Annotated in this window: 18 protein-coding genes; 6 read left to right on the top strand and 12 right to left on the bottom strand. The window is 58.3% G+C overall.

Going from position 1 to position 18,344, the window contains the following annotated elements; all coding sequences use genetic code 11:
• Positions 1 to 24 precede the first annotated feature (24 nt).
• Together HCU74_RS02500 and HCU74_RS02505 are read right to left on the bottom strand one after the other, a co-directional pair.
• Positions 25 to 1,008, bottom strand: coding sequence for an LLM class flavin-dependent oxidoreductase (locus tag HCU74_RS02500; RefSeq protein WP_168448809.1), 984 nt, complete (start codon positions 1,006 to 1,008; stop codon positions 25 to 27).
• A 52-nt stretch (positions 1,009 to 1,060) separates the two neighbouring features.
• The gene (locus tag HCU74_RS02505; protein ID WP_168448810.1) at positions 1,061 to 2,278 is read right to left on the bottom strand and encodes an autotransporter outer membrane beta-barrel domain-containing protein; all 1,218 of its coding nucleotides are present in this window, start codon (positions 2,276 to 2,278) and stop codon (positions 1,061 to 1,063) included.
• Between the two features lie 287 nt (positions 2,279 to 2,565).
• Here HCU74_RS02505 and HCU74_RS02510 point away from each other — a divergent pair, with 287 nt between their 5' ends.
• The gene (locus HCU74_RS02510; protein WP_168448811.1) at positions 2,566 to 4,410 is read left to right on the top strand and encodes a sensor domain-containing phosphodiesterase; all 1,845 of its coding nucleotides are present in this window, start codon (positions 2,566 to 2,568) and stop codon (positions 4,408 to 4,410) included.
• Between the two features lie 28 nt (positions 4,411 to 4,438).
• Here the strand turns inward: HCU74_RS02510 and HCU74_RS02515 are convergent, their stop codons facing one another.
• The 3 genes from HCU74_RS02515 to HCU74_RS02525 form a co-directional block, all read right to left on the bottom strand.
• Positions 4,439 to 5,452: a metal-dependent hydrolase gene (locus HCU74_RS02515; RefSeq protein WP_168448812.1), complete on the bottom strand. Its 1,014-nt coding sequence runs from the start codon at positions 5,450 to 5,452 to the stop codon at positions 4,439 to 4,441.
• 108 nt (positions 5,453 to 5,560) lie between these two features.
• On the bottom strand, positions 5,561 to 5,815 hold the full coding sequence (locus HCU74_RS02520) for a TIGR02647 family protein (protein ID WP_168448813.1): 255 nt from the start codon (positions 5,813 to 5,815) through the stop codon (positions 5,561 to 5,563).
• Positions 5,816 to 5,939: 124 nt separating this feature from the next.
• Positions 5,940 to 7,430: a succinylglutamate desuccinylase/aspartoacylase family protein gene (locus HCU74_RS02525; RefSeq protein ID WP_168448814.1), complete on the bottom strand. Its 1,491-nt coding sequence runs from the start codon at positions 7,428 to 7,430 to the stop codon at positions 5,940 to 5,942.
• A 239-nt stretch (positions 7,431 to 7,669) separates the two neighbouring features.
• On the opposite strand from HCU74_RS02525, the gene HCU74_RS02530 reads away from it, so the two are divergent.
• The 5 genes from HCU74_RS02530 to pbpG all read left to right on the top strand — a co-directional run bounded on the left by HCU74_RS02530 (position 7,670) and on the right by pbpG (position 11,977).
• Positions 7,670 to 9,217, top strand: coding sequence for a 2-isopropylmalate synthase (locus HCU74_RS02530; RefSeq protein WP_168448815.1), 1,548 nt, complete (start codon positions 7,670 to 7,672; stop codon positions 9,215 to 9,217).
• Positions 9,218 to 9,249: 32 nt separating this feature from the next.
• Entirely contained in the window at positions 9,250 to 10,044 is a 795-nt protein-coding gene (locus tag HCU74_RS02535; protein WP_168448816.1) for a hypothetical protein, read from the top strand.
• A 14-nt stretch (positions 10,045 to 10,058) separates the two neighbouring features.
• Positions 10,059 to 10,508 carry a ribosomal protein S18-alanine N-acetyltransferase gene (gene rimI, locus HCU74_RS02540; RefSeq protein ID WP_168448817.1) on the top strand — a complete coding sequence of 150 codons (450 nt, stop codon included), beginning with the start codon at positions 10,059 to 10,061 and terminating at the stop codon, positions 10,506 to 10,508.
• A 16-nt stretch (positions 10,509 to 10,524) separates the two neighbouring features.
• Positions 10,525 to 10,926 carry a hypothetical protein gene (locus HCU74_RS02545; protein ID WP_168448818.1) on the top strand — a complete coding sequence of 134 codons (402 nt, stop codon included), beginning with the start codon at positions 10,525 to 10,527 and terminating at the stop codon, positions 10,924 to 10,926.
• 133 nt (positions 10,927 to 11,059) lie between these two features.
• Positions 11,060 to 11,977 (top strand): D-alanyl-D-alanine endopeptidase, encoded by a 918-nt coding sequence (pbpG, locus tag HCU74_RS02550; RefSeq protein WP_168448819.1) that lies wholly within the window; start codon positions 11,060 to 11,062, stop codon positions 11,975 to 11,977.
• Positions 11,978 to 11,986: 9 nt separating this feature from the next.
• On the opposite strand, the gene HCU74_RS02555 is transcribed toward pbpG, so the two are convergent.
• The 7 genes from HCU74_RS02555 to rsxA are packed head-to-tail and all read right to left on the bottom strand — an operon-like array spanning position 11,987 to position 18,270.
• Positions 11,987 to 12,262, bottom strand: a complete 276-nt coding sequence (locus tag HCU74_RS02555) for a hypothetical protein (protein WP_168448820.1) — start codon at positions 12,260 to 12,262, stop codon at positions 11,987 to 11,989.
• Positions 12,263 to 12,294: 32 nt separating this feature from the next.
• Positions 12,295 to 13,008, bottom strand: a complete 714-nt coding sequence (locus HCU74_RS02560) for an electron transport complex subunit E (RefSeq protein WP_168448821.1) — start codon at positions 13,006 to 13,008, stop codon at positions 12,295 to 12,297.
• Entirely contained in the window at positions 13,001 to 13,633 is a 633-nt protein-coding gene (gene rsxG, locus HCU74_RS02565; protein WP_168448822.1) for an electron transport complex subunit RsxG, read from the bottom strand. The genes HCU74_RS02560 and rsxG overlap by 8 nt, the downstream gene beginning before the upstream one ends.
• Positions 13,633 to 14,682 (bottom strand): electron transport complex subunit RsxD, encoded by a 1,050-nt coding sequence (gene rsxD, locus HCU74_RS02570; protein WP_168448823.1) that lies wholly within the window; start codon positions 14,680 to 14,682, stop codon positions 13,633 to 13,635. Before rsxD ends, rsxG begins: the two co-directional genes overlap by 1 nt.
• Before the next feature lies 1 nt (position 14,683).
• Entirely contained in the window at positions 14,684 to 17,035 is a 2,352-nt protein-coding gene (rsxC, locus tag HCU74_RS02575) for an electron transport complex subunit RsxC (RefSeq protein WP_168448824.1), read from the bottom strand.
• A gap of 40 nt (positions 17,036 to 17,075) precedes the next feature.
• A complete protein-coding gene (rsxB, locus tag HCU74_RS02580) occupies positions 17,076 to 17,681 on the bottom strand; it encodes an electron transport complex subunit RsxB (RefSeq protein WP_168448825.1) in 606 nt (201 codons plus the stop codon).
• A 10-nt stretch (positions 17,682 to 17,691) separates the two neighbouring features.
• A complete protein-coding gene (rsxA, locus tag HCU74_RS02585) occupies positions 17,692 to 18,270 on the bottom strand; it encodes an electron transport complex subunit RsxA (RefSeq protein WP_168448826.1) in 579 nt (192 codons plus the stop codon).
• Positions 18,271 to 18,344 lie beyond the last annotated feature (74 nt).

Genomic DNA, 18,344 nt, shown 5'->3' on the forward strand with positions numbered 1-18,344 from the left:
GTTGCCGTCAAGCCTTGCCGCGCGTCAGCCCATGCACCGGGCGAGAATTTCGTAGGATCGGCAGCGTGCCTGGTGGTCGTACATCTGGGTGGCGACAATGAGTTCGTCTACCTGGTAGTCGTTGATAAAGTTCTTCACTTCGCGGGCTACCATCTCCGGATCGCCGATGGCGCTGCAGCGCATGATGTCAGCCAGTAGCGCGCGCTCCCCCGGGCTCAGTGAGTTCAGGTAGTTCTCACGGGGTGGTGATAATTGGTCGGGTGTACCCCGGCGCAGGTTAATAAAGGCTTGTTGCATTGAGCTGGCCAGAAAATGCGCCTGCTCCTGAGTATCGGCGGCAAATACGTTGAACCCCGCCATGACGTAGGGTGAAGCGAGCTGTGGTGAGGGCTTGAATTGCTGGCGATAGACTCTGACTGCATCGCGCAATTGCCCCGGCGCGAAATGTGATGCGAAGGCATAGGGCAGGCCCAGCTGTGCCGCCAATTGGGCACCGAACAGGCTTGAACCCAGTATCCATATGGGAATGTTGCTGTTGTTGCCGGGCACTGCGCGGACTTTCTGTCCCGGCGAGACTGGCTCGAAATAATGCATCAACTCCACCACATCCCGGGGAAATTGATCGACGTTGCTGTGGAGGTTACGGCGCAGGGCATAGGCCGTGGCTTGATCGGTGCCCGGCGCGCGGCCCAGCCCCAGTTCGATGCGGTCGGGGTAGAGGGCGGCCAGTGTGCCAAACTGCTCGGCAATGACCAGGGGGGCGTGATTGGGCAGCATAATGCCCCCGGCGCCGACAAGAATACGCTCTGTTCCCGCAGCAATATGGCTGATGAGCAGTGAGGTTGCCGCCGAGGCGATACCGGGCATATTGTGGTGTTCAGCGACCCAGTAGCGTTGATAACCCAGCGCTTCACAGTGACGAGCGAGGTCGCGACTGTTGTGCAGGGCGTCGGCGATGGTACTGCCGGCAGGCACCGGCGCGAGGTCAAGTACAGAGAGTTTGGCCATGGTCTTCCGCAATGCAAAAAAGGTGCAGCTTAGCAGGCCACCGCCGGTGTGGCTAAAACTCTATACGCAAGCCAGCGGTAAACTGGGTGCGATAAACCCCCTTGCTGCTGTAGTCGCGACTGAAGGTCGCAAAGCCATTAACCCCGTGGGGCCAAACCATACCGATACCAGCTCCGACGCGATTGAGGGTGCTGTCTTCCTTGCTGCCGGTGAGTGTGAGTGTGTTGTCGCCACTGTCTTCCAGCAGACGCACAACCCGGCTGGCCGGGCTGGCGCCGGTTTTTCGCTGGTGCTCAATGAAGGCGTGGGGCTGAATCACCGCGACGTCGGTCAAAATGGTGTAGGCGGCGCTTATGCCGCCGCTGACTAACCATTGATCGGCGTTGGCATCGCTCACATGCAGTGCCAGGCCGTTGCCGCCGCGCTCGCGATAGCTGTCAATGGTGGAGTCCTGGTAGTCGGCGCGCACAAAACCGCCGTAGTTCAGCGAGCCGTGGTGATTGTCATAGTGCAGACCGCCGCCCAGGGCGAGTTGTCGACCCTCGGTGCTGGCGCGGGTCGACACGGGTGAATCGTTGTTGCGAGCCGACACTTGAAAGACCGCATCCCGGAATATGTCGTAGTCGCTCAGGGTATAGAGCAGCAAGCCGTCCAGTGACCAGTGTGGACTGAGGAACAGGTGGCTGTAGGCACCAAGGCTGGTGCTGGTGCTTTTGCTGGCGCCAGACCGGTCGGGGTTGTAGGCGGGGAATTGCCCGCTTGGGATATAGGGCGTCAGGCGACTTTCGCTGCGGCCGTCGATAAGCAGCGCGCCCGCAACCAGACGGTCGCTATAGCGATAATCCAGCGCCAGACGCAGGGCGTCCATCTCAAGAGTGTAGCCGCGGCTATTGTCGCCGCCGGGGTCGCGAATGAGCCGGCTTTGGTCGCCGCTGATAACAACCGACCAGCGTCCGAAGCTTGCCTGTTCAATTGTCTTGGTGTCGTCGCCATCGCGCAGTGCTCGCACGACTGCCACGGCTTCCTGCAGCGCGTTGGTATTTTGCACCAGTGTTTGCGAAGGGTTCAGCGACGATTCGCTGTCGCCGGATACATCACCGCCGTTTGACTCGGAGCAGCGCACGGCCAGGTCGCCGCTGGCGTTGGCACAGGCGGCGAATAAAAAATTCTGGAAGTTGGCGTTGGCGGCATGGCTGTGTTCGCTCAGGGTAGCGCCCAGGGCGAACGTAGTACTCAGAAGTAGATATCGAATTGAGTGCGCGCGATGCATGTTTTTCTCCCTGGATGGTGCCAGTGTCACCGTCCTCTATGCAACTGTTAAGGTGCTGTCGGTGTCGCCCATTTTCGGCGATGCAGTCTATTTCATTGTAGTGCAGTTTTATTGCTGAAGTGGCGCTGTTTTTAATAAGGTCGTCTTGAATTGCACTTGTTTTATAGGATTTCTCGCGTTTATTGCTGATGTGGACTAGGTTATTTACGTATGGTTAAAGTGTGAGAGAGTTCACATAATCTTGGTCCGGTGCAAACATTGTCTGGGTGTGTCGCCCACGGAGCTTTATGGCTGAGTTCATGGAAGGATACCAACAACGCAAGGGAGCTGTGGTGGCTCCCTTTCATCCAAAGGAAGTCGCGCGACTCAAGGCGTTGCGTGACCTGGGAATTCTCGATACCCCGCAGGAAGGCCGATTCGATGCAATTACCCGTATGGTTGCCTCAGCCTTCGACGCGCCTATGGTGATGGTGTCTCTGGTTGATGAAGATCGGCAGTGGTTCAAATCCTGTGTTGGGCTGAATGTGCGGGAAATGACCCGCGATCTGGCCTTTTGCGCCCATACCATTCTCGAAAATCGCGCATTGATTGTTGAAGATACCCTCGTTGATCCGCGGTTTATCGATCATCCTTTGGTGCGGGGCGAACCCTATGTCCGTTTCTACGCCGGTATACCGATATATTCACAGGAGGGCTTGCCGCTGGGGACGCTGTGCCTAATCGACGACAAGCCGCGACACTTCAATATTGCCCAGGAACAACAGCTCCAGGCTTATGCGAGGTTAGTGGAAATCGAACTGACGATGGCGCCACTGTTGCGCCGCGATCGGCAGGTCTACAAGTCGATGGCATTGCTTGACGCCCAGACGGGTTTTGCCAATAAAGACGGTTTATTTGTCACGGTGGAGGAGGTGCTCAGGGACGACTATCGCCAGCAACACTGCGCGGTGATGTCGGTGAGGTTGCATCCGCCGAGACGTGCCGACCAATCTGTGCTGGCCAAAAGCCATGAGGCACTTTTGTCACTGCCACTTGATTTTTCTCCGCTGGGGGAGGAGCACAATTATTTTGTTGCCCGCTCCGATGAGCGGGAGATCAGCATTTTGTATTTCTATGAGGCAGAACTGGATTCCGATGAACTCTACTCGACAATGACCCGTGTGCTGGACAATGACAACATTGATAAAAACCACGAGGGTGGTATCAGCTGTTGTTGGATTGAGCATGTCGGGCGGTTTGGCTCGGCGAATGAGCTTTATCAGTATATCGACAGTTTCCACCTTCGCCACCGTGGGCGGGATGAGGCCAGTGCCTCGCTGATTCACCAGCGACTCAGCGTGCGCCACCGTTTGCGCTCACACCTCCCCCGGGCATTGTCGGAAACCGGAATTTCGGTGTTTTATCAACCCAAGGTTTATGCCGAGTCGCTGGAGTTGGCGGGGCTTGAAGCGTTGATGCGCTGGCAGGACACCGCCGTTGACGGCGTGTCTCCCCTGGACATTCTCGATGTGGCGGACGACATGGGAATTCAGGGTGAGCTGGCACAGTACCTGCTGAAAACGACCCTGTCCCAAGTGAGTATCTGGCATCACGCGGGTCTGCTTGAGGGGCTGAGAGTGTCGATCAACGTGGCCAGTGAACAGCTGTGTGCAGATGATTTTCCCAATATGGTTGAGACCTTGCTTGATGAATTTCAAATGCCTGGCGAAGTGCTGGAATTTGAAATTCTGGAGCGTTCCCTTATCGAGGACATGGAGCTGGCCTCCTATAACATCAACTTAATACGTAAGCGGGGGGTAACCTTTGCCCTCGACGATTTTGGCACCGGATATTCTGCACTGAGTTACCTTAATGCGATTCAGTTGGATTCCTTGAAAATAGACCGCTCATTTATTGTGGCAATGGGGCTGGAGCGCAAGTCTGCGGCGTTGGTCAGTTCAATTATCACCCTGGCGCAAAATGCTGACCTGGAAGTGATAGCTGAAGGCGTCGAAACCGACGAACAGCGCAATACCCTGTGTCGTTTCGGTTGTGATGTGCTGCAGGGCTATTTGATGGACCCGGCAATCAATGCGGTGGAGGCCAGCAAACGCCTGCGCGAACGCGATTATTATCGGCGGGATTTGCACTGAATTGGCCACATTACCGCGTGGCACGGCTTTAAGGTGGACTGCCGTCCACGATCATATGCCACAGTTGGCGGCCCTTGCTGGAGCTGTCTTCCCGGTGGGTGAGATAGCCTACCCCCGATTCAGGTGACAACGGATTCAGTTCGATACTCCACAGTGCATTGATTTCGTGGGGCAGCAGTGAATAGCGAATGTCGATGACCCGGTGTGGCAGATGGGGATGCAGTGCCACGTAGCCTTTGGAAAACCAGGTAAATCGGGCGAGGTCCCGAGCCTGTCTTGAGTCCGCTTGCAGCCAGGGGAGATCCCGGGGAATGTCGAGCTCGGCGATGGAATGCCCTTCAATCACCGTCACCCAACGCGCCGCGCGAATCGCATCCACGTAGAATCTTCCGTTGTAGCGATATACTGACTTCCACAACAGAATATTGCCAAAGGACGGTTTGGTTTCCAGGCTTTCCGGCTGATGGCCACGGGACCGCGCCAGCGAATCGGCGGCCTGCTGGGCCCGTTCGCGTTGCACCCAGCCGAGTGTGGGGTAGGAGAGCATCAGGCACAGTGCGACCGGGGCAGCCCAGCGGCGACCGCCATGGCTGCAGGACAATATCAGCAGCGCGACGAGGGGCAGGGTGTACAGGGGGTCGATAATCGACATGGTGTTCCAGGCAATGCGTTCTTTGCTGAACGGCCACATAAGCATGGTGCCATAGGTGGTGCAGGCGTCGAGCAGGGCATGGGTGGCGTAACCCAGGGTGCAGTAGGCGATGCTCCACAGCAGGCCGATATGGCCCTTTTTTGCCAGGGGCAGGTAGAGCAGCAAACCACAGATCAAACCGCCCAGGGGAATAAACACCAGTGAGTGGGTGAATTGGCGGTGGTATTCCAGAAACAACAGGGCGTCGCTGGAAGAGCGAATCAGCACGTCCAGATCGGCGGCCATGCCGGCGAGAAATCCCAGCGCGCAGGTGCGGCTGACGCTGTGCTGCCGACGATGGGCACAGCGCGCCGCTGTCGCGCCGAGCAAGCCTTGAGTAAGTGGGTCCATGTTGTCCCGATGCAAAACCACTGATTGTAGTGGCTTTGTCGAACCGGGTCAGCCCTTTAGTCGGTGACCAAGCCGTGCCGGGTGTAAGGTGTTGAGCGCTAACTGGCCTCAGTGCACGATTTTCGCGGTGGGTGACATCAGGACTGTTTGCAAGGTGTCCAGGTGTTTGATGAGTTCAATGCCCGCGTCGGTTAAATAGCCACCGTCCAGTTGGGTGATGATACCTTTGTCGAACAGGCGCTCGGTCGCGGCGATCATCTCCGGGTCGGCGTCGTGGTGAACTTTAATGCCTTCGAGAACCGAGGCCGGATTAAACTGCGCTAATACACGTATTTCTTGAATGATATGATCTGACAGACTCATTACCGCTGGCCTCAATCCGGGTTAGCAATGTTTCTGATTCAATGTAGACAGTGAATGCCGGAATTGCCAAGGAGAATTCGCAATCTGGGCCTGTTAGGCAGGCCCAGACTGTGGGTCGGCAGCGCTATTCCGGGTGCTCGTCGGCTTCCTGACGTCCGACGGCGGGTTTTTCCGCCGGGCTTGTACGCTCGCTGACGGGGGCGGGCCTGTCCTTGGCGGGGCGCGCAGCGGCATCGTCGGGTTCTGTGGCTGGTGGCTCCCCGGAGCCGGCCTCAGGGCTGTCTTTCATAAGTCGGGAAGTGTCCTTGGTGGCTTCCTTGACGGCCTCGCGGGCGGCCTTGCTGACCTGTTTCGGGTCGTCGCTGCGCTCTGCCGCCGACTGTGCGGCTTCCCGTGCCACTTCTTTCAGGCTTTCCTTGACCGGTTCCAGAGCTTCGGCCACGACAGAGTCAGCCACTTTTTCCGCGGCGACCTTCTTCTGATCGGTGGTAATGCCGATGTGGTAGGCGGCGAAGCCGGGCATGACCATCTGGTTCAGCGCCATACCGATGATCTGGCCGTCGACATTGCTGCGAATAACGCTGTTGCGATTGGTGATCGGGTCGGTAACCGTGCCGAGAATGTCGCCCTTTTTCACCTTTTGGCCCAGCTCGGCCTCGGAGAGAAAGACCCCGCTCTGGTCGGCGCGCAACCAGGTGGAGCGGTAAAACACACTCTGCTTGGGCGCGCGAGCGGGTTTGTCGTCGATCATTTTAAGGTGGTGCATCACCGCTCGAATGCCGTTGACACTCTGGTTGACCTCGGGGAGTTGCAGGCGCAATGGCTCGCCGGCTTCCATAGTGACCGCGGGAATGCCCGCGTCTACTGCGGCGCGACGCAGGGTGCCTGCGGCGCCGGCACCGTCGAGTACCATCACATCGTGAAACATTTTGCTGAATTGCATCACGCTCTCTTTGCCCAGGTCGCTGCGCAATTGGGTGAGGTTGCTGCGGTGAAAGGAGCCGGTGTGAATGTCGATCAAGCGGTCGCAGTGGCTGATGATTTCATTGAAAAAACTGTGGGCGATGCGGGCCGCTGAGCTGCCTTTTTCGTCGCCGGGAAAATAGCGGTTGAGATCCCGGCGGTCGGGGAGGTAGCGGGAGGTACGCAGAAAACCGTGCATGTTTACAATCGGCACGCCGATGACCACGCCGTTGAGCTTGTCACTTTCCAGGCTGAACATCACTCGGCGGATGGTTTCCACGCCGTTCAGTTCATCGCCGTGAACGGCGGCGGTCAGGCACAGGGTAGGGCCAGGGTTCACCCCGGCGGCAACCAGCACCGGTGTTGGCATGGCCAGACCGGCAACCGCCTGGCCAGCCGTCCAGTAAAGGCGTTGAAAGCTGCCCCGGGCGACCTCGTGGCCGAGCAGGGTCAGTGCCACCGAGGGGTCGCTGTCGCTGCCGTTGGAGTAGTTCTCCAGTACGCTGGCGGCCCGCCGCTGACGAGGGGTGACGAGTTTTCCGTTCGGGGTTTCGCTCAGCGATTGGCTGGATTGCTCCTCTGCGCCAGCCACTGAGGGCAGGCAGAGCTGTAGTAGCAAAATGGTTAGGGCGGGAAGAATGCGTCCGCGCATGTGATGCCGACTCCTGTTCAATATGATCTCGCTGTGCGTGTGTGCCGCAACGCCTGTGGTGCAGTCCGGATCCGTTGTCGCTTTGGTTGCGAATTACCGGCAGAGTTCCCCGTTCGGGCGGGCCGGCGGACGGTTGTTGAGGCATTCTACACAAGTGATGGCCAACAAGACGATGGCAAATAGTGTGAAGAGACGGTCGGAAGACTATACTTGCCGGGAAATCTGTGGAGGAAGGTTAAGTGGCAAAACAGCGTTTGGTAATATTTGATACTACGTTGCGTGACGGTGAGCAGAGCCCCGGCGCCTCGATGACCCGCGAAGAAAAAATCCGCATTGCCAAAATGCTGGAAAAAATGGGCGTGGATGTGATCGAGGCGGGTTTTGCCATTGCCAGCGTCGGTGACTTTGAGTCAGTGAAGGCCGTGGCCGAAGCGGTGACCGACAGTACGGTGTGCAGTTTGTCGCGAGCGGGAGCTGAGGATATCGACCGCGCCGCAGAAGCGCTGAAACCCGCCAACGCCGGGCGTATTCATACCTTTATCGCCACCTCGCCAATTCATATGAAGTATAAGCTGCGCATGCAGCCGGACGATGTGGTCACCCGCGCTGTCGCTGCGGTCAAGCACGCACGGAATCTTGTCGGCGATGTGGAGTTTTCCTGTGAGGATGCCTCGCGCTCCGAGTTTGATTTTCTGTGCCGTATTATCGAGCAGACCATTGCCGCCGGGGCGAGTACCATCAATCTGCCGGATACCGTGGGCTACAGTACGCCCGGCGAGTACGGCGAGCTGATCGGCCGTCTGCTCAATGCCATTCCCAATGCCGATAAGGCGGTATTTTCAGTTCACTGCCACAATGACCTCGGGCTGGCGGTGGCGAACTCCCTGTCGGCTGTGCTGAACGGCGCCCGGCAGGTCGAGTGTACAATTAACGGTCTTGGCGAGCGGGCAGGCAACGCGTCGCTGGAGGAAATTGCCATGGCGGTGCGCACCCGCCAGGACGTGTTCCCCGTCGATGTTCGCCTTGATACCACCCAGATCGTTCCTACATCGCGTTTGGTGTCGTCGATTACCGGCTTTCCGGTACAGCCCAACAAAGCCATTGTCGGGGCCAACGCCTTCGCCCATGAGTCGGGTATTCACCAGGACGGTGTGCTCAAACACCGGGAGACCTACGAAATTATGCGTGCCCAGGATGTGGGCTGGCACACCAACCGTTTGGTGCTGGGCAAGCACTCCGGGCGCGCGGCATTTAAAGCCAGGCTGGAAGACCTGGGTATTGTGGTGGCTCATCAAGCGGCGCTGGATCTGGCCTTTACCCGATTCAAAGAGCTTGCCGACAAAAAGCACGAAATATTTGACGAGGATTTGCAGGCGCTGGTCAGCGATGTGCAGCCTGGCGACGTGCCCAAACGCTTCCAATTGCTGGAGCTGGAAGCGGTGTCGCGCAGCGGCAGCAGGCCCCGCTCAGTGCTGCGCTTGCAGGTCGACGAGCAACAGCTGACGGTGAGTGCGGAGGGCGACGGCCCCGTCGATGCGGCGTTCAAGGCTATAGAATCGGCGGTCAGCAGCGGCGCCAAACTGGAACTCTACTCGGTGAACGCGATAACCAGCGGCACTGACTCCCAGGGCGAAGTACAGGTGCGCCTGGAGAAGGGAGGGCAGATAGTAAATGGCAATGGCGCCGATACCGATATTATTGTGGCTTCGGTAAAAGCCTACCTCGATGCGTTGAATATTCTGCACAGTGATAAACAGCGCGCCCACCCCCAGCGAGAAGGCGTATAATCCGGAAAACCATAAGGAATCGCGACCAGTCGATGAGTGCACAAATCCGCCAGCAGTACCTGCAAGCGATGGGAATTCGCTGCTACGTGCCGCGTTATGTATTGCCCGCTGCTCGGCCCTCCGGGCAGGCAGAATGGGTCGCGGCGAATGATACTGCGGCCGTGGCGGAGGCCGATGCACCCGCGCCATCGCAAATTGAGCCGGCCCCGGCCGAGATGCGCAGTGGCACTGCACTGATCGACCAGGCCGCGCGCCTGCTAAAAGAGGAATCCCGGGGGAGTGCCCGCCACGCCCTTGATGGTTTGCTTGGCGAAAACGAGTCACACAAGCCCAAACCTGTCGCACCGCCGAAGCCCTCTGCCGCAGCGACGGCCAGTGACGATAGCCCGTGCCGCTTTACGGCAACTATTGTCGATTGCGGCTTTGGTTTGCGTTGCGTGGCAGATACGAGCAAGGGGCCAATGTCGGTGCCTGCCAAGCGCTTGTTAGCCAATATCGCGCGGGCCTGTCACCGTGAACTCGGTGCAGAGGCGCCGTTGGCGATGAGCGCCGAAGAGTTTGTGTGGCCCCTGTTGACCATTCCCGGTTTGCAGCAAGGCGAAGTCGAAGCCCGCGACGCCCTCAGTGCGCGGCTGGCCCGCAGTGAGACAGTGCCGTTGCGCCATGTGCTGATACTGGGTAGCGCACTGCGTTGCTACGTCAGTGATGACGTGCTGACTGAGGCAGGGGTGACGTTGATCCAGGGGGATGACCTCGACGAGCTGATGGCAAACCCCCGGAGCAAAGCCCGGCTTTGGGCGCAATTGCGTACCTGCCGGTTCGGATAATTGCCTCGCCTCCTATGAAAATGGTCCCCCTCGAAATCCGCGATTTGGCGGAGTGCATCCAGCTGAGTCAGCGCAGTGACCCGTTCAGCTGGCCTGATGATATCTGGCGGCGCAGCCTGCGCGACGATCACTGTCTTGGTCTGGTCGTTGGTGGCGAGCTTCTCGCCGTTGCCGCGTTTTCGTTGGTGCTGGACGAGCTGAGCCTGTTGAATGTAGTGGTCGACCGCAGTGCTCGACGCCAGGGGCTTGGCCGTCAGTTATTGATCGAGGGTGTTGAGTGGATGCAGCAGTTTGGCGCGCTGCGCTGTGTACTGGAAGTGCGGGTCTCCAATAGCTCGGCGATAGCGCTCTACCGCTCGCTGGGCTTTGCTGAGGACGGCATTCGGAAAAACTATTACCCGCTTGAGGGTGGCCGCGAAAACGCGCTGCTGATGTCTGCGGACTTGCCGCTGGCGGTGGATTAACAAACAGGATCTCGATATGCAGGAAATAGAAAGCGATTGGTGGTTTATCGATCTGCCGGAACAATGGTTCAGTGAGCAGGATGATGACAGCATACTGATTTTCGACGAGGACGAGTTGGGTTGTATCTGCCTGAGCACCCTCGAGGCAGAGCCGGGTGCCATGGCCGGGGCCGACGCGGTGAAGGGCTTGATCAACAGTGTTGGTCATTCAATGGCGGCGGGGAAGCCCTGCACGATCGGTGAAGATTGGCGGGGCTGGGAGTTTGAGACGGTTGAAGAGGGGGATTACATCCGTGAGTGGTATCTGTACGGCCCCAATCACCTGCTGCTGATTACCTATTCCTGTGCGGAAGACGACCGGGATATGGACCGCAGCGCGGTTGAGGAAATACTCGATACATTAAGAGTAAAGGCTTAGGCAATAAGCAGTTATGCGCGATGTGTCGGATTTGTGACATGGTTCCTTTGTTCGGAAAGGTGAATGCGCGCACACTTCGGCGCGAAGCCCTGTGCTACGGTGTCACTAAATCCACACGTTAGAGTAGATAACAATGAGAAGACTGCTTTCTCTCGTCGCGGTATTATGTTTTTCATCCCTGTCCGTCGCCGCGGAGAGTAACGATAACGGACCCGCTTTAAAGCTTGCATCGGTCAGTGCTCTGGCCATGGATGCTGAGTCCGGTGAAGTTCTTTATCAAAAGCACTCGAATATTCGTATGCCCATCGCGTCGCTTACCAAGGTGATGACGGCGATGGTGGTATTGGATGCAAAGCAGTCACTGCGGGAAAAAATCCGCTTCCAGGAGCGGGATCGTAAGTCGATCAATCACTATTTCTCGCGGATTCGCCTCGGCTCTGAAATTTCCCGTGGTGAGGCGATGCGGCTGGCATTGATGTCGTCGGAAAATCTTGCGGCGGCAGCGCTGGCGAATAACTATCCCGGCGGCGAGGAAAAGTTCGTCGAGGCAATGAACAGCAAGGCGGCGGCACTGGGTATGAAAAATACCCGTTTTGTCGACAGCAGTGGCCTGTCGCCCCGCAATGTTTCCACCGCTGCGGACCTGTCGCGCATGGTAGCGGCGGCAGCGAAATACCCGGAAATTCACGAGTACTCAACTACCCCGTTGCATACCGCACACTTTTCCCGCCCGGGCTACAAGCTGGCTTATGTCAACACCAACCCCTTACTGCGCTATGAGCGTTGGCAGGCGGATGTCAGCAAAACCGGTTACCTCGACCTCGCCGGCCGCTGCTTGATTATGCAAACTGAAATCGATGGCCGCGCAGTAGTGCTGGTGATGCTGGATTCCTACGGCAAACGCAGCCCCATCGGCGATGCCGGACGTATCAAGCGCTGGATCGAAACCGGCGAAACCGGACGTGTTAGCGCCGTTGCCAGCAATTACTCCCGCAACAAGTTGATGGGCTATATGGCAGGGAATGCTACAGCGCAGCTAAGCGTTAACTAGTCCCGCTGCTCACCACAATAAAAAGCCCGCTTCTGCGGGCTTTTTTGATTCTGCGGTAGTGCGGTAGTGGATAGGAGGCTTGTTTGGTCCACAGGCACTAATCGGGTCATTGCCGTAATGTTTCGCTTCAATTACAGCAATAAGTTTTGGCGCAAGGTCTATTCGCTGGTGGTCTTTGATTGCTGTCTGATACTCGATGAACGGCTGACCAAGCAGTCCTGTAGCCGCTTTGGCTTCAGTGCCAGCCGCTGCACCTGAGTTTTCAATGACGGTAAGGCGCTCCACCGCTATCAGCGATTCGACAGCGGTTCATTCCCTTAGCTGATATGGCCGGTGACCCTCACCCGGCGGCTGCTGGGGGCGCTGGTGTCGGCTTTCGCGGCTTCGCGTCGTTTGATCTCGGTATCGATCAGGTTTTTCAGGGCGATAATCAAGCCGGTGAAAATAAAGGCGCCAGGGGGAAGAATGGCCACCAGAAACTCGGTGTAGTCGTCGAATAGCACGATTTTCCAGTTTGCCGCAGACTCACCAAAGAGCAGGTCCATATTGGCAAAGATCGCACCGGTGCCGACCACTTCACGCATGGCCCCCAGCAGTATGAGTACCACGGCAAAGCCGCAACCCATAATAAAACCGTCGTACATGGAAGGCAGCAGGGGGTTTTTACTGGCAAAGGCGTCCGCTCGTCCGAGAATAACGCAGTTGGTCGTAATCAGCGGCAGGAAAATCCCCAGAATCTGGAACAGCTCGTAGGCAAAAGCCTGCATCAGCAGTTCGATACAGGTAACCGCTGCGGCAATAATCATTACAAAGGCGGGAAGGCGCACCGCGTCCGAGGTGATATTGCGGATCAGTGAAACGCAGGTGTTGGAGACGGTTAGCACGAAGATAGTGGCCAGGGCCATGCCGATGGCGTTAATGACCGAGCCGGTCACCGCCAGTAATGGACACAGTCCCAGTAGCTGAACAATGGCTGGGTTGTTCTTCCACAGCCCGTTCAGGGATATGTCGCGATAGCTGGTCTCACTCATGGTGATCTTCCTCGTTTAACAGGGCCGTGCGGTGGCTGGCGAAATACCGGAGACTGCGATGGACCGCCTCGGTAACCGCACGGGGCGTAATGGTAGCGCCGGTAAACTGGTCGAAAATGCCGCCGTCTTTCTTCACTGCCCACTTTGCCGTATCGGGATCAGTCAGGCTACGGCCGATAAAGCCGTCTACCCAACGGCTTTTTTTGTAATCGACCTTGTCGCCCAGTCCCGGAGTTTCCCTGTGGCTGAGCACCCGCACACCAGCGATATTCCCATCGCGATAGATACCCACAATCAGGTCAATGTCGCCGGTATAGCCGTCTCTGGCGGTGGCGGGCAGGATGACGGCAATGACGTCGCCGTTTTCGTTTCGGGCGCGATAGGCACTGCGCGGGCCGCGCAGGCCCAGCAACTCGCTGTCGTCTATCAACAGGCTGTCATCGAGCATGCTGTTGCTGTGCTGCTCCCGGGGAATGACTTCCAGCAGGGCGCGTTCTTCCGCAGCGCGGATATTATCCAGTACTCGCTGCTGGGTAGACAGATAGGTGGCCGCGATAACCCCGGTGGTCACAATGGCAAACACTCCGAGCAGGAGGCTGTTTTTACTGATGGACTGACCCAGCATCAGGACTTCTCCCTGTTCTGGCGCGGCTTGTGACCATAGGTGCGCGGTTGGGTGTAGTGGTCGATAAAGGGTGCGGCGAAATTCATTAACAACACCGCGAAGGCCACCGCATCGGGGTAGTTTCCCCAGCTGCGAATGGTGTACACCAGAATGCCGATTACGGCGCCATAGAACACGCGGCCACGGTTGGATACCGCAGAGGTCACCGGATCGGTAACAATAAAAAACGCGCCGAACATGGTCGCACCGCTGAGCAGGTGGAACAGAGGCGAGCCGCCCGAGGCGGAGCTGCCGCCATCGTAGAACAGCGCCGCTATTACCGTCAGACTGGCGAGCATGCTCACCGGTGCGTGCCAGGTAAACACGCGGCGATACAGTAAATAGAGGCCACCCAGAAGAAAGCCAACGTTGGCCCACTCCCAGCCCAGCCCGGCAAACTGGCCAAACTGGGGAGACTGCGCCCAGAGATCGTCCAGTAACAGCGCGTCGTTTTGTTTCAGCAGGTCGAGGGGGGTGGCCATGGTGACCGCGTCGAACTGTGTACTGGCAGCGCCCAGGCTGCGTAGCAGGGCGTCGATGGGGCCGGGAAGCTCAGCAACGCTGATAGCGCCCCTTGGAGCCAGCCAATTGGTCATATCCACCGGAAAGGAAATCAGCAGTAACACATAGGCTGCCATCGCGGGGTTAAAGGGGTTGTAGCCCATGCCGCCGTACATGTGCTTGCAAATAAGAATGGCGAAGCCTATGCCAACCGCAATCAACCACACCGGGGCCGCCGGCGGCAGGGCTATGGCGAGTAGAAAAGCGGTCACCAGGGCGCTGCAATCACTCAGATAAAAGGCCAGTGGTCGGCGGCGAAGCTTCAGGGCCAGAGCTTCGAACGCCAGGGCAAACAGGCTGGCCCAAAGTATATTGACCAATGTGCCAAAGCCGAAAAACCAGGTCAGACTCACAATGCCGGGAAGGGTGGCAAGGAGTACCAGGCGCATCACCCGGGGCGTGCTCATCGGCCCGTGGGCGTGGGGGGAGCTCAGTTTCAGAAAGGCCATGTCAGTTTTCTTCCTCGCGCAGGGCAGCTAACGCCTGCTCCGCAGCAGTCAGCTTGTCGCGCATTTTGTCCAGACTGGTTGCCAGAATCTCGGCATTGTCGTCGCCGCTTTCCTGGGCGGCGCGCAATTTTGCCGCGGTTTTTTCGACCCGTGCCTGGAGTGAGGCGATATTCTTTTCCGCTTTTTCCCGCTCGCTCATGCCTGCGGACTCGGCCCGTGCGGCCATTGCTCTGGCGATGGCCTGGGCTGCAGGATCGTCCTCCACTGGCGTTGCCGGCGTGGCGGTTGTCGGGGTGATCGCGGCTAACTCAGCGCGCAGTGCGTCCAGTTTTTCCTGGGTCTTGGTGACGGCGGTGGCGAATGCGTCGGCCTTGTCGTCGCCATTGGCCTTGGCCGTTGCCAGCTTGTCCTGAGCGGCGGCCAGGCGTTTTTCGGTGCTGGCGATTTGAGCAGTGATGCGTTGGGTTTTTTCCTGCTCGCTTTCAGCGGGGGCCTGGCCACTGCGCTTGGCCTGTGCCCTTGCGATGGCTGCAGCGGCGGGGTCGTCCGTCGGCGCCGCACCATCGGTGCTGGACTTTAATTCGTCCAACTCTTTTTGGGTTGCCGCGAGCTTTGCGGAGGTTTTTTCCACCGCGGTTCTGAACGCGGCAATATTGTCGTCGTTATTGCCTTCCGCCTGGGCAAGTTTTTCCTGGGCTGCGGCCAACCGCTTGGTGGTAGAGGCGAGTAGCTTTTCCAGACGCTGTTGTTTTTCTTCCCGCGTCTCTTCCACTGCAGTGCCATTGCGCGCCGCCTGAGCCCTGGCAATAGCTGCCTGGGCAGGGTCGGCGTCGCCGGATTTTTTGGCCTGGCTGCGGGCGATCGCTGCCTGAATAATATCTTGCTTACTGTCGCCCTTGACGGCTTCTGCTTGTCTGGCCTTGGCGGCTTCTAGGCGTGCCTTGCGCTTGGCTTCTTTCTCGGCGGCTTCCCGCTCAATACGGGCCTGCCGGGCTTCGAAACGTTCCTTGGAGCGCTCAGCCTTGATTTTGTCCTGCTGTGCCTGGCGTATTTCTGCCTTCGAGGCTCGGTAGTATTGCACCAGTGGAATATGGCTCGGGCAGGCGTAGGAACAGGCGCCGCACTCAATGCAGTCGAACAGGTTGTGCTCTTCCAGCTTGTCGTGCTCCTGAGCCCGTGAGAACCAGTACATTTGCTGGGGCAGCAGAGAGACCGGGCAGACCTCGGCACACATACCGCAGCGGATACAGGCCTGGGCCGGTGGTGGTGGCGGCAATTCTTCAACAGTCGGAGCGAGGATGCAGTTGGTGGTTTTGACCACCGGTACGGCGGTGTCCTGCAGGGTATAGCCCATCATCGGGCCGCCCATGATAAGGCGAATGCAATCACTGGCGTTAAAGGCGCTTTGATCCAGCAGGTATTGCACCGGCGTGCCCAGTAAGACCTCGTAGTTGCGGGGTGAGCCACAGGCGTTGCCGGTGACGGTGGTCACTCGGGAAATCAGCGGTTCGCCGTGGTTTACTGCGCGATAAATCGCCTGTGCGGTGCCGATGTTCTGGCAGACAATGCCAACGTCAGAGGGCAGGCCGCCAGAGGGCACCTCCTTGCCGGTAAGAATCTGGATCAGTTGTTTTTCGCCCCCTGAGGGATACTTGGTGGGGAAGCTGACGATCTCTATACCGGTGCCTTCGGCAGCGGCACGCATGGCGGCGATGGCCTCGGGCTTGTTGTCTTCGATGCCGATCAGGGTTTCCTGTGGCTCGATCAAATGGCGGAGAATCTCGGCGCCGGCGATGATCTGACCGGCCCGTTCGCGCATCAGAATATCGTCAGCGGTAATATAGGGTTCGCACTCCGTGCCATTGAGAATCAGGGTTTGTATCGGCTTGTCCTGGCCGCCGCTCAGTTTTACCGCCGAGGGGAAGCCCGCCCCGCCCATGCCGGCAATACCGGCTTCGCGTATTGTCGAGATCAATGTGTTTTTATCGACGGCGGTATAGTCGCTGATGCCCTGGTGATTGACCCACTCATCCTGGCCGTCGCTGTTGATGATAATGCAGGGTGCGCTCATGCCCGAAGGGTGGGGAATAACCCGTGGCTCGATGGCCACCACGGTGCCCGATGTGGGGGCGTGGACCGGGGCGCTGACGAAACCCTTGGCCTCGGCTATCTTTTGGCCCTTCAGCACCCGATCGCCAACACTGACCACTGGGGCTGCGGGGGCACCGATATGCTGTGACAGTGGCAGAATAAGTTGGGCGGGAATACCCGCCGGGCGAATGGGCTCACCCAGAGACTGGAGTTTGTTTTCCGGGGGATGGATGCCGCCGTGGATGTCCCGAATTTGTATCATAATCGTCATTACCTGTTGCGCGGGTCTGCGCTCCCCCGGTTCAAGCCGCTGCCGATGGCTTGGCAGATGGCCGGTCCGAGGCGATGATGTCTTCCGTGGCAGCGGGTTTGTCCCAGTGCCAGGTCTGTAACGTGGTTTCGATGGGGCGCATTTCTATGCAATCCACCGGGCAGGGCTCTACGCACAGGTCGCAGCCGGTACATTCACTGGCGATAACGGTGTGCATGTGTTTCGCGGAGCCGAGGATGGCGTCAACCGGGCAGGCCTGTATGCATTTGGTACAGCCGATACACTCATCTTCCCGAATATAGGCTACCGAGGGCACGGACTCTTCCACGGCGTCCAGTGGCTTCGCTTCGACCCCCAGGAGGTCGGCCAGGGCGGCAATGGTCGCCTCGCCACCGGGTGGACATTTGTTGATGTCGTCACCATTGGCAATCGCCTCGGCGTAGGGACGGCAGCCGGGGTAGCCGCACTGACCACACTGGGTCTGGGGCAGCAGCGATTCGACCTGGTCGGCAATCGGGTCGCCCTCGGTTTTGAATTTGACCGAGGCAAAACCCAGCAGGGCACCGAAGACGAGGCCGAGACTGACCAGGGCGAGAACGGCGGCGGCGAAGGGGTGTTGGCTGATAAGTTCGATCATGGCGCGGCTCCTATACCAGTCCGGCGAAGCCCATGAAGGCGAGGGACATCAAACCGGCGGTAACCATGCCAACCGCGGCGCCTTTAAAGGGAACAGGCACGTCGGCGGCGGCAATGCGCTCGCGCATGGCGGCAAACAGGACCAACACCATGGAAAATCCCGCGGCGGCGCCAAACCCGTAGAGGGCAGACTCTACAAAGCTGTGTTCCTTGTTGATATTGAGCAGGGCGACACCCAGCACTGCGCAGTTGGTGGTAATCAAAGGCAGAAACACACCGAGTACCTTGTAGAGCATAGGGCTGGTTTTGCGTACCACCATTTCAGTGAACTGTACTACGACGGCGATGACCAGAATAAAGGTAATGGTGCGCAGATACTCCAGCCCCAGTGGCTGCAGCAGCCACTCGTAGGTCATCCAGCTGCAAATCGATGCCAGAGTCAGTACGAAAGTCGTCGCACTGGACATGCCGATGGCGGTTTCCAGTTTGCTGGACACGCCCATAAAGGGGCACAGCCCGAGAAACTGGACCAGCACAAAGTTGTTGACCAAAATCGCGCCGAGCAGAAGTATTGTGTAGTCCGCAAACAAAGCCGATGCCTCTATTGCATAGAATCCGGCCGCCGCAATCGGCAGCCGGTGGGAAATAGCGAGATGCTATTTTA

Source organism: Spongiibacter thalassae, from assembly GCF_012272835.1.
GTDB classification, from domain to species: domain Bacteria; phylum Pseudomonadota; class Gammaproteobacteria; order Pseudomonadales; family Spongiibacteraceae; genus Spongiibacter; species Spongiibacter thalassae.